Origin of the sequence: Pseudomonas sp. NPDC090233, assembly GCF_044772285.1 — a bacterium.
GTDB lineage: Bacteria > Pseudomonadota > Gammaproteobacteria > Pseudomonadales > Pseudomonadaceae > Aquipseudomonas.
On sequence record NZ_JBIVYQ010000003.1, the window covers coordinates 478,414 to 494,365 of the forward strand.

General features: G+C 59.8%; 9 protein-coding genes. 7 read left to right on the forward strand and 2 right to left on the reverse strand.

What is annotated here, in order from left to right; genetic code table 11:
• Positions 1-48: 48 nt before the first annotated feature.
• Positions 49-2,451, reverse strand: coding sequence for a hypothetical protein (locus tag ACIQUF_RS10325; protein ID WP_403131121.1), 2,403 nt, complete (start codon positions 2,449-2,451; stop codon positions 49-51).
• A gap of 264 nt (positions 2,452-2,715) precedes the next feature.
• Between ACIQUF_RS10325 and ACIQUF_RS10330 the strand changes: the two genes are divergently transcribed.
• The 5 genes from ACIQUF_RS10330 (at position 2,716) to ACIQUF_RS10350 (ending at position 9,887) form a co-directional block, all read left to right on the forward strand.
• Entirely contained in the window at positions 2,716-5,379 is a 2,664-nt protein-coding gene (locus tag ACIQUF_RS10330) for an autotransporter outer membrane beta-barrel domain-containing protein (RefSeq protein WP_403131122.1), read from the forward strand.
• Positions 5,380-5,505: 126 nt separating this feature from the next.
• Positions 5,506-7,752, forward strand: a complete 2,247-nt coding sequence (locus ACIQUF_RS10335) for an autotransporter outer membrane beta-barrel domain-containing protein (protein WP_403131123.1) — start codon at positions 5,506-5,508, stop codon at positions 7,750-7,752.
• Between the two features lie 93 nt (positions 7,753-7,845).
• Positions 7,846-8,745: a chemotaxis protein gene (locus ACIQUF_RS10340; RefSeq protein WP_403131125.1), complete on the forward strand. Its 900-nt coding sequence runs from the start codon at positions 7,846-7,848 to the stop codon at positions 8,743-8,745.
• Positions 8,746-8,844: 99 nt separating this feature from the next.
• Positions 8,845-9,156, forward strand: coding sequence for a hypothetical protein (locus ACIQUF_RS10345; protein ID WP_403131127.1), 312 nt, complete (start codon positions 8,845-8,847; stop codon positions 9,154-9,156).
• Positions 9,153-9,887: a YkgJ family cysteine cluster protein gene (locus ACIQUF_RS10350; RefSeq protein ID WP_403131128.1), complete on the forward strand. Its 735-nt coding sequence runs from the start codon at positions 9,153-9,155 to the stop codon at positions 9,885-9,887. The genes ACIQUF_RS10345 and ACIQUF_RS10350 overlap by 4 nt, the downstream gene beginning before the upstream one ends.
• Before the next feature lie 117 nt (positions 9,888-10,004).
• Here ACIQUF_RS10350 and ACIQUF_RS10355 read toward each other — a convergent pair whose 3' ends face one another.
• Complete coding sequence (locus tag ACIQUF_RS10355; protein WP_403131130.1) at positions 10,005-11,273, reverse strand: hypothetical protein; 1,269 nt, start codon at positions 11,271-11,273, stop codon at positions 10,005-10,007.
• Positions 11,274-11,697: 424 nt separating this feature from the next.
• On the opposite strand from ACIQUF_RS10355, the gene ACIQUF_RS10360 reads away from it, so the two are divergent.
• Positions 11,698-12,861, forward strand: a complete 1,164-nt coding sequence (locus tag ACIQUF_RS10360; protein ID WP_403131132.1) for an efflux RND transporter periplasmic adaptor subunit — start codon at positions 11,698-11,700, stop codon at positions 12,859-12,861.
• The gene (locus tag ACIQUF_RS10365) at positions 12,858-15,950 is read left to right on the forward strand and encodes a multidrug efflux RND transporter permease subunit (RefSeq protein ID WP_403131134.1); all 3,093 of its coding nucleotides are present in this window, start codon (positions 12,858-12,860) and stop codon (positions 15,948-15,950) included. The genes ACIQUF_RS10360 and ACIQUF_RS10365 overlap by 4 nt, the downstream gene beginning before the upstream one ends.
• Positions 15,951-15,952: the final 2 nt, after the last annotated feature.

The window sequence follows — 15,952 nt, forward strand, 5'->3', positions numbered from 1 at the left end:
GCTGCATGAAGTGGGGCTGACGCCCTGCTTCATGCAGCGTTGATCGACTTACTTCATGTCGAGATTGATTTCAATATCGACCAGCCGCGACAGCTCGCTTTCCTCGCTTCTGGCAGTGGTGACCCGATAACCAAAGAACAGCCGTTGGCGGTTACCCTTTATCAAATCACTGCGTTTGAAGTGGATCGGTGTTTTTGTACCCGGCTCCACGGTACTGGTTGGCTCCAGATACATCCCTGTTAATTCTGACTCACCGAGCCACGGCGTGATGACATCGCCAGGCTGGCTATCAAAGTAAGCATTGACCGAAGCGGTGAGCACACCGCCTTCAAGGTCTTCTTCGGTGATTCCGCTGCGCTGATCGTCGGTGAAGGCGATGGCGGGCAGGTTGACAGGTACGGAATAAGTCACATGGCCCGCCGAACCAGACGAAAGTGTTGCCATGCTTGAGAGATTGCCGAAGGTTGGAAGAGAACAACCGCTATCGGGAATATCCATGGCGAAACGGACAAAGGCCGGGAGCGTATTACTGTTTCTCCCCGTCGTATTGGCCAAGGAATAATTCAGTGTCGCACCGTTGCGGCAAATGTAATAAGTCGTCGAATAAGGCAAGTTAATTTCGAAGTAGCCTTGAGCGATATGATCCGCCGTCAGCGGCACATCATCAGCCTTGACCCGCGATTGTTCGATTGGCGCCGGTGGTGGATTAGGCAAGCTGCCCGCATCACCACTTTGAACACCCACAAAGTCATAGCTGACCGTTGCGCCTGTGCCGTCGATATTGGTCACACCGTCCAGCAGAATGCGGAATGTCGTACCATTGATGCCGGCTGCGCGAGTAATGATGTTCCTGGCATTGGCTTCCGGGAATGTACCCGCCCTAAGCTGCTGACCATCGCCCGGCAGAGCGTCTGCTGACGCTACTTGAACAATTTGCACGGGTGAACTGACGGTCACAGGAACGGTCCCGCCACTCGGTGCTGGTAATTCACGGGTGATGGTAAAGAACGTAGTGATCGGACCTACGCCAACCGCTTCGATCACACCGGCAAAAGGAATGGGGACGGGAATATTGGCACCTTCGTTACCCGGAACTACTGGCACCGATGCGATTTCGGGGTTCGAGACCGTTCCCCAATGCATTTGAATGACATCTCCGACTCTCCAGATGGGATTGTTATCCACGCCTTGGCGGAAGGTCGTCGCTGTAGCCGGCAGGTGGAAGTCTGCCGGAGAGATTGTGTTCACGGGGCTGGTGCCGCACTGGATTGAAGGTGGCTTGATGTTGTCGTGCTCAGGCGTGCCCAGATCCGGGTCCGGGTTGGGTCCGCCCGGAGTCGTCAGGTTGACGGGCACATTGGTTACAGGTGAAGGGACGACTGGATTAGCGCCTCGGAGCATTTCATACGTGACAGGAATATCATGGCCATCACCCGCAGCTTTCACCACATCATAAGGCACTTCGAGAATGGCCACAGGGTCGTTATTACCCTCCCCTTGGCCTAGGGAATAAGAAGTGGTCCTAATGCCACCCCAGATCACCGTGATCGTATCAGAATCGGCGGCGCCGGGGTATTGAGGGATTTCCACGCTCACAGAGGGGTTGGCATCAGTGAAGATCACAAGACCATCGTCAGATTCGGGTACCAGAGGCGCCAGAAGCGTGGGCAGGTTGATGAATACCGGGATGCCAATCAAGTTGGACTGCGCACTGACGTTACCTGCGAAATCGGTGACACGGTAGCCAAAGAAGAGTGTGCGCGCGTCACCCGCTGTGTTGAGGTCATTCCGAGTCAAGTAAACCGGCAGCTGGTTTCTTGGGTTTTGCACCGTGAACGTAGGTGTTAAATAGCTACCTGAGGTTTCGGACTCCCCCAGCCAGAGCTCGACGATATCGCCAGTTTCCCCTCCAAAAAAAGGGTCAATCAGCATATTCAGCTGGTCGCTTCCATCGATATCGGCGTCGGTGATCCCGCTGAGCTGGTCGGCGGTGAAGGCTATCGGTGGCGGTTCATCACCACCGGGCGCCTTGCGATCGAAGCGCACGTTTAAAGGAGTTGCCGCTATGCCTGCTTCTGAATCGGCGTCAAATAGATAGTAATTCAAAGACACCGTCTCATCGGTACCATCCGCTGGGAACTCGGTGACTTTATAAAAGAGATCAAACTTCACCAGCTGAGGGTCAGCAAGATCGAAACCGGCAAGATCAAGGGGATCACCGATACGGTTATTGGGATCATCAAAATCGTTATTGATAAACAATTGAATGGTCAGCGTATTCCTGAACTCAAGCCCTTTTGGCACTTCAACCAATACATTGTTTTCCAAGTCAGGACGTCTGATGATACCCGTCGCTTCATCACGCACCGGAATCGTGGCTTGATTCATGGCAGTCGGCTTGACTGTGCGTTGCCTGTCAGTCTTTCCCGGCTTATTGAAAGGGGCGTTCATGGTGGCACCTCCGTTATTTATATTGGAATTCAATCAATACATATACAAACGATAACAGTCGCTGCTATGCCCTTTAGCAACACCCTGCGTGCCCATGAATGCTAACCGGTCGTTCTCGACCTGTAACCTAGCATTTTTACTAGGTTCGGCACCGACGTGACTCCTGTATAACAGGTACTTGAAAGTACGTTGGACAGAGAGCTTTCAACATCTGCTCACTCTTGCGCAGTTCGCAATTCAATGCTGAACCGGGAGTTAAACTCGATGAGCGCTACCTCACTAAGAAAACTACGAGTTTCGCGTTATATCCATGCGTTTGCTCTATCAGCCAGTTTGTTTGGACCGGTGAGGGCCAGCGATCTTTCCCCAGGGGACAGCGCCACTGTCCAGCCTGGTGACATTGCAGAACGCTGGACCCTGGATGCTGCCAGCTTGATTATCGAACCCGGTGGGGAAGCGCTGGGCATCCTCGCCAACCCAGGTTCGACCATTACGCTCGACGGCGCGACGGTCAGTGGTGGCAACTTGCGCGCAGTGGTTCTGACGGAAAGCCAGGGCACCATCCGTAATTCAACCCTGACATCCACTGCCAACACCGGCCTTTCCGTGATCAGAGGCATCGACGAATCGATCCCTGGCGCGACCGTGCTGGTGGAAAACACCACCATCACAGCCGCTGGCCGCGGTCTCAATGTCGCTGGCGGCAGCAGTGCGACGGTCATTGGTTCGACCATCAGCGCAACAGGCTCGGTGGGGCCCTCTGTGGCGGGCAGAGGCTTGGGTGTGTCCCTCGTCGGAGGCGAAGCGATCCTGCGCGACACCGCTGTGACTGGCAGCAATTGGGCTGCCGGTCTGTTCTCCAATACGGTCGGCAGCGCCACTCCACACCTGGTGCTGGACCATGCAAGCCTTGAGTCGAAGACCGGCAGCGCAATCGTCGTGAGCAATCTCAGCAGCGAGGCCATGCTGGCCAGTATCGAGATTCGCAATGGAACGACCTTGACCACAGCCAATGGCACCCTGCTTGAAGTCGGGCTGCCCGGCGACCCCGCCGATCGCATCGCCCAGGCGCGCTTGAGCGTAGAAGCCAGCAGCTTGACCGGCGATATACAGGTTGCCAGTGGTGCGGTGGCCGATGTTTCTCTGCTCAATGGCGCTGCGTTGACGGGTAACGTCAACAACGTGCGCAGCCTGGCACTAGATGCCAGTACCCTGACTGGCACGCTCAATGGGTCGGCGGGTTCGACCGCCGTGGTTAGCCTGGCAAATGGTTCAACGCTCAGTGGCAACGCATTCAACCTGGGCAGGTTGAACTTGGCCAACAGCTCTCAGCTGACCGGTAACGTAACAAACGCAACGCAGGTGTCCTTGGACGCCAGCCATCTTGATGGAAACGTGGCTTCTGCCTCTAGCAGTGCGACCACCGTGAATCTCACCAATGGTTCGTCGCTAAAGGGCTCGGTCAACAATGTCGCCAGCCTGGCTCTGGACAACAGCCGCATGACAGGTGACCTGATACAGGATGCGTCTACAGCAGGCACGCTGAGCCTGGCCAATGGCTCACAGCTGATCGGCACCGTAAGCAATGCTACCAGCACCAGCATTGCCGCCAGCTCGAGGTTCGACATGGTCAACAACTCGAACGTTGGCGCACTGCAACTGGCCGGTGGTACCGTCAACCTGCGCGCTGGCAATGGTGATTTTCGCACCCTGACAGCCAGCCAGCTGCAAGGTAACGGCACCTTCGTACTGGGCACCGACCTGGCGCAACTGCAAAGCGACCTGGTCAACATCGAGGGCCAGGCCGAAGGCACCTACGGCCTGCAAATCGTCAATACGGGGGCTGAGCCAGTTGCGGGAGAGTTTGCGCAACGGGTGGTGCACACCGAGGGCGGTAATGCCAGTTTCGCGGTGCTCAGCGAAAACGGCCTGGTGGATGCAGGTGCCTTCTCATATGCGCTTCAGCAGCGAGATACTGATTGGTACCTGGCGCAGAACCCCACTTCCCCTCCCATCATTTCACCCAGCACGCAAGTAGCCATCGCCGTATTCAGCGCAGCGCCCACGGTCTGGTACGGTGAACTCAGCACCTTGCGCAGTCGCATGGGCGAACTCCGTGACGGCTATGGGCAAGGCGGTTTATGGGCGCGCACTTACGGTAACAAGTATCGCGTGTCGGCCGCCGACCAGGTGAGCTACGAACAGATACAGCAAGGGCTGTCCCTGGGCGTGGACACCGCACTGCCGATCGAGAGTGGTAAATGGCTGGTCGGCCTGATGGGCGGTTACAGCGATTCACAGTTGAACATGCGACTTGGCAGCAACGGCCAAGTGAGCAGTTACTACCTTGGGCTCTACAGCACGTGGATCGGGGAAAATGGTTACTACCTCGACGCAGTACTGAAGGCGAATCGTTTCGACAACAAAGCCGACGTGCGCATGAGCGACGGCGACAAAGCCAAGGGGGACTACAGCAACTATGGGTTAGGTGGCAGCGTAGAGGCCGGCCGGCACATCAAGCTGGAGGACGGCTGGTTTGTCGAACCCTACCTGCAGGCATCGGCGCTGTGGGTCGAGGGTGAACACTACAGCCTGGACAATGGCTTGCAGGCCGACAGCAACCGGGCCGATTCTCTGCTGGGGAAGCTGGGTACCCACGTGGGGCGCACAATCCCTCTGCAGACAGGAGGGTTTGTGCAGCCTTACGTAAAGCTTGCGGCAGTTCGGGAATTTGCGCGTAACAATGACATCAAGATAAATCGCACGACATTCCATGACGATTTATCTGGCAGCCGTGGGGAGATCGGTGCGGGTATCGCTGCCCAAATAACGGATGTGCTGCAACTTCACGCCGACATTGACTATAGCAACGGCAAGAATATCGAGCAGCCGTGGGGCGTGAATGTTGGATTTCAATTGGCTTGGTAGCGTGGTCTGATGTGTAATACTTTGTAATAACATCTGACTTTTCCTTCAGTATCATAAGAATATACCTACGTTTAATTGCGGCTTATTCCGGTCAAATCGCACTTTATTTTTTGACCGAGCACCATCATGAAACGTGTAATAACCTGCACCTTGATCGCAGTGGGGGGATTTGCTATCGCCCCCCTTGCGTTCGCCACCGAGACGATCGTGTTGCCGCCCGACAGCTCCTTCACCGTAGATGAAGGGGCCTCAGTCAATCGTTACGAACTACAACGAAACGCGACCCTCCATGTGCTGCCCGGTGGCTCCACCCAAAGGATATTTGCCACCGGCGGCTCGCAGGTGAATATCCAAAGTGGCCACGTCGGTATGGTCGGTATCACCGCCCTAACTCTGCATAACAGCCATGCTGTCATTGATAACAGCACCATTATCGGTAGCGTCGACCCGGCCCAGCCCAACGCCACAGCCTACGGTGTCAGCTTGTCAGGGACCGATCAGGCATCGACCGCGCGTATCAGCAACAGTACTATCTCGGGAGTTGGCCGTGGCATTAACGTTGCCCACAGCGCTGTCCTCGATCTGGCCAATACACAGGTAGACGGCTTCGCCGGAGGCCCTGGCAGTGGCGCGGTGCCGGGGGGGGCAGGGGTGGTGGTGGCGGGTGCCACAGCGCTCATCCGAGAAGGCAGCGTGGTTAGCGGTGACAAGAATGGCGTCGTGCTGTTTGCGGGTGTCACGGGAACCGTTGAGCAGGGTGCGAAGCTGGTGCTCGATCAGTCCAGGGCAGCAGGACGTGAAGGCAGTGCCATCAGGATTTTTCGTACGGCTTCCTCAAACGAGACTGCGGAGCTCGAAATCAACAACGGCTCTACCCTCTCAGGTGGTAACGGCGTGATCCTCGAAGTGGGCGAAGAAGCCCGCGCCAATGTGTCGGTCAATAACAGCCAACTGAGCGGAAACATCGTGGCGGATTCGACTGCTACCTTGAACCTGGGCCTCTCCAACTACGCCAGCCTGACCGGCACCATCGAGAACGCCAGCACGCTGGCAATCGACGGCACCTCCGCCTGGACCATGACCGGCAGTTCCACTGTCGACAGCCTGGCACTCGCGGGCGGCACGGTGAACCTGCGCGGAACCGAAGGCAGCACCGGCTTCAGCCGTCTGCAGCTGGGCGAGCTTTCGGGCAACGGTACCTTCATTCTCGGCACCGATCTGGCTGGCCAGCAAGGCGACTTCCTTGACGTGAGCGGCAAGGCCAGCGGCGACCACCAGTTGTTGGTGGAAAATACCGGCACCGACCCGAGCGCCGAAGTCAGTGCCCATCAGCTGGTGCATACCGGCGAAGGCAGCACTTCGCAGTTCGGCCTGGTCGGTGGCCAGGTGGACTTCGGCACCTTCGCCTACGAGCTGGAACAACGCGGCGACGACTGGTTCCTGGTGCGCAAAGGCGACACCACCACCCCAGGCACGCGCTCGGTTACCGGCCTGTTCAGTGCCGCGCCCACCGTGTGGTACGGCGAGTCGACAACCCTTCGCGGGCGCATGGGCGAGCTGCGCAACGGCCAGGAACAAGGCGGTGGCTGGCTGCGTAGCTACGGCAACAAATACAAGGTGGCGGCCGGCGCCGGTGCCTCGTATGACCAGGTGCAGCAAGGCATCGCCTTCGGTGCCGATGCGCCGTTGCCTACCAGCAACGGCCAATGGCTGGTCGGTGTGATGGGCGGTTACAGCCGCTCTGACCTGGATTTGTCCGGCGGCACCTCTGGCAAGGTCGACAGCTTCTATCTGGGTGCGTACACCACCTGGTTGGCTGATGATGGCCTGTACATCGATGCACTGATCAAGGCCAACCGCTTCAAGAACAGCTCCGACGTGCGCATGAGCGACGGCCGCAAGGCCAAGGGCGACTACAGCAATAACGGCATCGGTGCCTCGGTTGAAGTGGGCAAGCACATCAAGCTGGACGACGGCTGGTTCGTCGAACCTTACACCCAGGCGTCGACGCTGTGGGTCGATGGTGCCAGCTACAACCTGGACAACGGCATGCGCGCCAGTGCCGACAACGCCGATTCGCTGCTGGGCAAGGTTGGCAGCCACGTGGGCCGTACCATCTCGCTGGATAAAGGCGGCTTCGTGCAGCCCTACGTGAAGGTGGCTGCAGCCCATGAATTCGCCCGCAACAACCAGGTCAAGGTCAACGGCAACCGGTTCGACAACGATCTGTCGGGTAGTCGCATCGAGCTGGGCGCAGGTGTGGCCGCACAGGTGACCGACACCGTGCAGGTCAATGCCGGCTTCGATTACATGAAGGGCAACAACATCGAGCAGCCTTGGGGCGTGAATCTCGGCGTTCGCTACAACTTCTGAAACATCAGGGGCCGCAAGGCTCCTTCTTTTTACCTAAAGCCCAGCCACCCTGGGCCGATAACCCGTTATCCCCTGTTTCCCACGAAGGTCACCATGGCCACGCAAAACGCCCGCGCGGACTCGCTGTCCCTGCTGCTGTTCACCCTGCGCAGCGGCAAGCTGATGGCAATCAACCTGCTCAAGGTCAGCGAAATCATCCCTTGCCCGCCGCTGACCCGCCTGCCCGAGTCGCACCCGCATGTGAAAGGCGTGGCGACCTTGCGCGGCAACCCGCTGTCGGTGATCGACCTGTCCCGGGCCATCGGTGAGCGCCCACTGGCCGACCCCGATGGCGGTTGCCTGATCGTTACCGAGATCAGCCGCTCGCGCCAGGGCCTGCACGTGCAGGCGGTGAGCCGCATCGTCCATTGCCTGAGCACCGACATCAAGCCGCCGCCCTTTGGCTCGGGCAACCGCTCGTTCATCACCGGCGTGACTCGGGTCGACAACACCCTGGTACAGGTGCTGGACATCGAAAAGGTCATTCACGCCATCGCCCCTGCCGCGCCGGAGCCTACAGCGGGCGTACTCAACGAAGAGGATGCCAGCCTGCTGGCCGCCGCCAATATTCTGGTGGTCGACGACAGCCAGGTGGCGCTACAGCAGTCCGTGCACACCCTGCGCAACCTGGGTATCGAGTGCCACACCGCGCGCAGCGCCAAGGACGCGATCAACGTGCTGCTGGAACTGCAGGGCACCGCGCAGGAAATCAACCTTATCGTTTCCGATATCGAAATGTCGGAGATGGACGGCTATGCCTTCACCCGCACCCTGCGCGAAACGCCGGATTTCCAGCACTTGTACGTGCTGCTGCACACCTCGCTGGACAGCGCCATGAGCGCCGAAAAGGCCCGCTTGGCCGGGGCCAATGCCATCCTTACCAAGTTCTCATCGCCCGAGCTGACCGACTGTCTGGTGGTGGCGGCGCGCACTGTGGTGTTTGCCGAGCGCTGAGGGCCGTGCTGTTATATTCAGCGACAAACTCCTCGGCGTGCTACCGGGGATGACTGGGGCATAATTCGCACCCTTAGCAAGCTTTTCCGGAAATTGCGCATGAAGTTCTTCAGCTCCCTCCTGATTGCCTTCGCCGCCTTCAGCGGCGCTGCCCAGGCCTCCAGCACCCAGGCCTGGAACGAACAACGCCAGCAAATGCTCAAGGCCTGCCTGGCCGCCAGCCAGTTCAAGGATGCCCATGCCCGCGGCAAGCCGGCGGAGTTCGATGATCAGGTCGGTTTCAGCGCCCTGGTCATCGAAGGGGTTTACCCACAAAAGCACATGCAGCAACGCACCGGCACCGAGCTGTGCCTGTACGACCGCCAACACCAGCGCGCCTTCGTCAGTGAATGGAACCCCGACGCCAAGTGACCGATAGCCTGCGTTTTGCCTGTACCGGCTGCGGCAAATGCTGCACCGGCCACCATGTGCCGCTGACGCTGGACGAGACACGCCGCTGGGCAGCGTCTGGTGGCCAGGTGGTGGTGCTGATCGAGGCGTTCGTGGTGGATGGGCCGGGCATGCCGGCGGACCAGCGTGAACATGTACTGCGCCGCTCGCACCCAGTGCCGTGCGGCGCCAGCGAAGTGCGCGTTTCGGTGACCTTCGCCGCATTCAACCCCGGGCGCTGCCGTAATCTCGACGACAATGACCTTTGCACCATCTACGAGAGCCGGCCACTGGTCTGTCGCATCTACCCGGTGGAGATCAACCCACATATTCCGCTGCGGCCAGAGAACAAGGACTGCCCTCCTGAAGCTTGGAAACAAGGTCCTGAACTGATCCACGGCCAATTGCCAGTCGACCCGCAACTGGCCGCCCTAGTCCAGGCTTCGCGCCAGGCTGATCGGGATGATATCGCGGCCAAGGTTGCCTTGTGCCAAGGGTTGGGGATGACAACTAGTGCGTTGAAGAGTAATGGGTTTACTGCGTATTTGCCGGAGATGGTGGCGTTTGCAGGGGCGCTGGAAGGGGGGCCGACGGATGAACTTTCCGCGTGGACCCTGCATGTGCCCGACGCCGAAACAGCGGGAGAGCTGCGCAGCTTGGGCTTGCAGACGACGCGCGAAACGCCGGTTTACTACGCGTTCATTGGTTTTTGATGAGGCTGTCAGGCACACGCCTCAAAAGCTGTGATGTGACATGACTTCGAGCACCGCCTGCGCGGCGCTCGAAGTTAGTACTTCAATCACCTCCCGTTCTCTGCGCAGGCAATGGAGTTATCGGGTAAAAATGAAATCATCCAGATAGATGACGTCAGTCACTTCGATTTGTAATGCCTTGATTTTATTAGGTCCATGCAATCGCGAAGATAAAACTTGAACTGCATTATTCGCTACAGCCACACCCACCTCAAGCTCATTGCCATTGACATCGAGAAAGCGAACATATCCAACGGCGTGCGCAGCCAGCCATGTCAACTTCACCTTGCTGTATTCATGATTGAGTGTCAACCTCAGGACCATGCGTCTATTAGGCGTCACACCCCCGTGAGGCGAACGATTGACCAGCAATGCCATGGTACTGTTCGGGTCTTTCTCAATAGCCGCGTAGGCATTAGCAACATCTTGGTTGTAAATCATTTCAATGACCATGCTCGGCACCGTTATCTTTGCGCCTACCGCATAGATCTTCTCTTTCAGCACATCCTCCGGCAAACCTTCGAATCTTTCTTCAAGCAGTACTTGTATTACACGGTAAGTTGATAAAGGGAAAGGGATTTTGCTCACCCCACCATCAAATGAGACCTCCAACCTGACATGTAAGTCGGAATCCGCTTTTAGCTTGCGCAGTTCTATCAGCTCCACTTCTGTTTGTTCAAGATTCGCGTTGGAGGCAGGGTAACCCCACCATATAGCATGCTGTGCTTCATAGGGTGTACCAGCTTGCAATGTCCCACTGAAACTCAAATAAAGAAGCTGACCTTCTTCCTTGAATGGCCAGCGCGCAACGGTAAGTCTCGCATCCTGCAGCAAGGCGCTAACATCCAGTTGCCCGCTGACGGCCTCTAGGATCACAGGCGCGTGTAATATCGGGTCAAAGGTCGGTGCCGTGACTTGGAGCTGTAGCGTATCTGACGTTTCCCGACGGCCGTCGCGCGTCACGTAATAAAATACCTGAACGGTTCGCCCGATACTGGCAATGATATCTGCCCTCTCGACCACCACACTCACCGTGCCTCCGACCTCTCCGCGCACAGCGGTGTATATGCGGCCATTCCAAACCAGTTCTATCTCATGTGAAGTTCCCATATGCTCATAGGCTATATCCACGAGCACCACTTGGCCTTCCACAGGCGTGAGCGTATTGTCTGGGGTGTTTCTAACGACCGGAGGCGGGAGGGTCAGATTTAGTCGAGTCACACGAAACGTCAGCGGCAGTGATACAACCCCTTCAGCATTGCGCATTGCAGAACTATCATTTTGGGAAGTGTTTGTGGGTACCGCATGACCGGACTGCACTTGCGCCAATGGCTTAATATTACCCATTATCCAATCCTCGAAAAACATTCCTGCATCTACCGTTGAGCACATGAAAACGCTGTACCCGCCGACCCTGCCGAAAGCCGTAATTCTGAGCCTCGCTGGCTTATTAAACGCATACGTTCCAAGCCCCATGGCGTATTGAGACACTACAGCAGGTCGCAGGAACCGTCAGCTGGCATTCTTGCTAGTAGCGGACTTTGTCTTATTTATGCATTCACCCTTCTCAACTGCGTACTACCCTAGGCCGAGCAGTGTCTCAGTGCACGCTGCAGTCGTGGTTTTCAGCCAGCACCGGTGAGTCGATATCGTTTTTCGTCCGAAACTGTCAGCGCTGTCAGCCAGCCGTCACGCTGCCGACCCGGTTCGAGGTCTATAAGCTTGAGTACTGACCCGTACTTTCCATCCCCTGTCCAAGGTCCCCGCCCCGATGCGACGTCCTTCCCGCTCTCTCCTGCTTGCCAGCCTGGCACTGTGCGCCCTGGTGATCCTGGGCATCTGGTACGGCCAGCGCCACGAGATGCCCGCCACCCGCGCCCAAACCGCCATCCCGGTGCGCGTGGTCAGCGTCGCCCAGCAGGACGTGCCGCGCTTCGCCAGCGCCATCGGCTCGGTACTGTCACTGCACAGCGTCGAGGTACGGCCGCAGGTGGAGGGAATACTGACCCAGGTGCTGGTCAAGGAGGGCCAGTGGGTCAAGCAAGGTGACCTGCTCGCCACCCTCGACGACCGCAGCATCCGCGCCAGCCTCGACCAGGCCCGCGCCCAGCTCGGCCAGAGCCAGGCACAGATCCAGGTGGCCGGTGTCGACCTCAAGCGCTATCGCCTGCTCAGCAGCGATGACGGCGTGTCCAAGCAAACCCTCGACCAGCAACAAGCGCTGGTCAACCAGCTGCAGGCCACGGTAAAGGGCAACCAGGCCGCCATTGCCAATGCCGAAGTACAGCTCTCCTACACGCAAATTCGCTCGCCAGTCACCGGCCGTGTCGGCATCCGCAATGTCGACCCCGGCAACCTGCTGCGCACCAGCGATACCCAGGGCCTGTTCAGCGTCACCCAGATCGACCCGATCGCAGTGGAGTTCTCGCTGCCGCAACAGATGCTGCCGACCCTGCAAGGCCTGCTCAAGGCGCCAACCCCGGCGCTGGTGCAGGCCTACATGGACGCCGATGGCGAGCGCAACCTGCTCGGTGAAGGCCACCTGGCGCTGATCGACAACCAGGTCTCGGCCAACACCGGCACGGTGCGGGTCAAGGCCGAATTCGACAACAAGGATGGCCGCCTGTGGCCAGGGCAACTGGTCACCGTGCGCCTGCGCACGGCCATGGACGAAAACGCCCTGGTGGTGCCGCCCACCGTGGTGCAACGCAGCATCGATGGCCACTTCGTCTACCGCCTCGACGGCGACAAGGTCACCAGCGTGCCGGTCAAGGTGCTGTATCAGGACAGCACGCTGAACATCGTCGCCGGGGTCAAGGCCGGTGACCAGCTGGTGCTCGACGGCCAGTCGCGCCTCAAGCCCGGCTCGCGGGTCGAGATCACACCGGACGCGCCCGCGCCTGCCGAAATCGCCGACCGCAGGAGCCAGCCATGAACAGCCGCAATGGCGTCTCGGCCTGGTGCATCGACCACCCCATCGCCACCCTGCTGCTGACCTTCGCCCTGGTGCTGCTGGGTGCCATCGCCTTCCCGCGCCTGCCCGTTGCGCCGCTGCCCGAAGCGGACTTCCCGACCATCCAGGTGACCGCCCAACTACCCGGTGCCAGCCCGGAGACCATGGCTTCGTCGGTGGCCACGCCCCTGGAAGTGCAGTTCAGCGCCATCCCCGGCATGACCCAGATGACCAGCAGCAGCGCGCTGGGCTCGACCACGCTGATCCTGCAGTTCACCCTCGACAAGAACATCGACACCGCCGCCCAGGAAGTCCAGGCGGCGATCAACACTGCTACCGCGCGCTTGCCCCAGGACCTGCCCAGCCCGCCGACCTGGCGCAAGGTCAACCCGGCCGACAGCCCGGTGGTGATCCTGACCGTCAGCTCCGCGCAGATGCCTGGCAATGAACTCAGTGACTACGCCGAAACCCTGCTGGCGCGCCAACTCAGCCAGATCGACGGGGTCGGCCTGATCAACATCACCGGGCAATTGCGCCCAGCCATACGGGTGCAGGCACAACCGGAAAAACTCGCCGCCATCGGCCTGACCCTGGCCGACGTGCGCCTGGCCATCCAGCAGACCAGCCTGAACCTGGCCAAGGGCGCGCTGTATGGCGAGCACAGCGTGTCGACCATCGCCGCCAACGATCAGCTGTTCCACCCCGAAGACTATGCGCAGCTGATCGTCAGCTACCGTGATGGCGCGCCGGTGCACTTGAAGGACGTGGCCAAGGTCATCAACGGCGCCGAAAACGCCTATGTAAAAGCCTGGTCCGGCGAGCAGCCGGGGCTCAACCTGGTGATCTTCCGCCAGCCTGGCGCCAATATCGTCGATACCGTGGACCGCGTGCTCGACGCTCTGCCGCGTCTGCAAGAGATGCTGCCGGCCTCGGTCGAGGTGTCGGTGCTACAGGATCGGACCCAGACCATTCGCGCCTCGCTGCACGAGGTGGAGCTGACTCTGCTGATCGCCGTGGTGCTGGTGATTGGGGTGATGGCGCTGTTCCTGCGCCAATGGTCGGCCACCTTCATCGTTTCCAGCGTGCTGGGCGTATCGCTGATCGCCACCTGCGCCCTGATGTACGTGTTCGGCTTCAGCCTCAACAACCTGACCCTGGTAGCCATCGTCATCGCCGTCGGCTTCGTGGTCGACGACGCCATCGTCGTGGTGGAAAACATCCACCGTCACCTGGAGGCCGGCGACGACAGCCGCACTGCGGCGCTCAAGGGGGCCGGCGAGATCGGCTTCACCGTGGTGTCGATCAGCTTCTCGCTGATCGCCGCGTTCATCCCGCTGCTGTTCATGGGCGGCGTGGTCGGTCGGCTGTTCAAGGAATTCGCCCTCACCGCCACTGCCACCATCCTGATCTCGGTGGTCGTGTCGCTGACCCTGGCCCCGACCCTGGCGGCGCTGTTCATGCGCCGCCCGCATGGCGACCACGAAGGTGGGTTCGGTCATCGCCTCGTAGGTTGGTATGAAAAGGGCCTGGACCGCGCCCTGGCCCACCGACGCATCACCCTCGGCGTGTTCGGCATCACCCTGGCGCTGGCCGTGGCCGGCTACGTGGGGATCCCCAAAGGCTTCTTCCCGCTGCAAGATACCGGCTTTATCCTTGGCACCACCGAGGCCGCGGCGGACGTTTCCTACCCGTCGATGATCGAAAAGCATCTGGCGTTGGCGAAGATCATCGGTGACGACCCGGCAGTGCGCGCGTATTCGCACTCGGTCGGGGTCACCGGCAGCAACCAGACCATCGCCAACGGTCGCTTCTGGATTTCGCTCAAGCCGCAAGGCGAGCGCGATGTCTCGGCCAGCGAATGGATCGACCGGATCCGCCCCAAGCTCGCCCAGGTGCCAGGCATCGTCCTGTACCTGCGCGCCGGGCAGGACATCAACCTCAGCTCCGGGCCATCGCGCACCCAGTACCAATACGTGCTCAAGAGCAACGACGGCGTGGCCCTCAACCTGTGGACCCAACGCCTGTCCGACCGCCTGCGCGAAAACCCGGCGTTCCGCGATTTGTCCAACGACCTGCAATTGGGCGCCAGCGTCACCCGCATCGACATCGACCGCCAGGCCGCGGCGCGCTTCGGCCTGACCACCACCGACGTCGACCAGGCGCTGTACGACGCCTTCGGCCAGCGGCAGATCAGCGAGTTCCAGACCGAGACCAACCAGTACAAGGTGATCCTCGAACTAGATGCCCAGCAGCGCGGCAAGGCCGAGAGCCTGAATTTCTTCTACCTGCGCTCGCCGCTGACCAACGAGATGGTGCCGCTATCGGCCCTGGCGCACGTCGCCGCGCCCAGCACCGGGCCGCTGTCGATCAGCCACGACGGCCTGTTCCCGGCCGCCAACCTGTCGTTCAACCTGGCCCCCGGCGTGGCTTTGGGCGATGCGGTGCAGATCCTCGAACGCACCCAACGCGAACTGGGCATGCCGGACTCGATCGCCGGCAATTTCCAGGGCGCCGCGCAGGCGTTCCAGAGCTCGCTGTCGAGCCAACCTTGGCTGATCCTCGCCGCGCTGGTGGCGGTGTACATCATCCTCGGCGTGCTCTACGAGAGCTTCGTCCACCCACTGACCATCATCTCCACCCTGCCCTCCGCCGGCCTGGGCGCAGTCATCCTGCTCTGGGCCAGCGGCCAGGACTTCAGCATCATGGGCCTGATCGGTATCGTGCTGTTGATCGGTATCGTCAAGAAAAACGGCATCCTGCTCATCGACTTCGCCCTCGAAGCCCAGCGCCACCACGGCATGACACCCGAGCAGGCGATCCGCCAGGCCTGCCTGGTGCGCTTCCGCCCGATCATCATGACCACCCTGGCCGCACTGCTCGGCGCGGTGCCACTGATGTTCGGCTTCGGCGCCGGTGCCGAGTTGCGCCAGCCGCTGGGCATCGCCGTGGTCGGTGGCCTGCTGGTGAGCCAGGCCCTGACGCTGTTCACCACCCCGGTCATATACTTGGCCCTGGAGCGCCTGTTCCACCGCCGCCAGGCCGCCCCGGCGGTCGCGCCAAGTACCCACTGAGA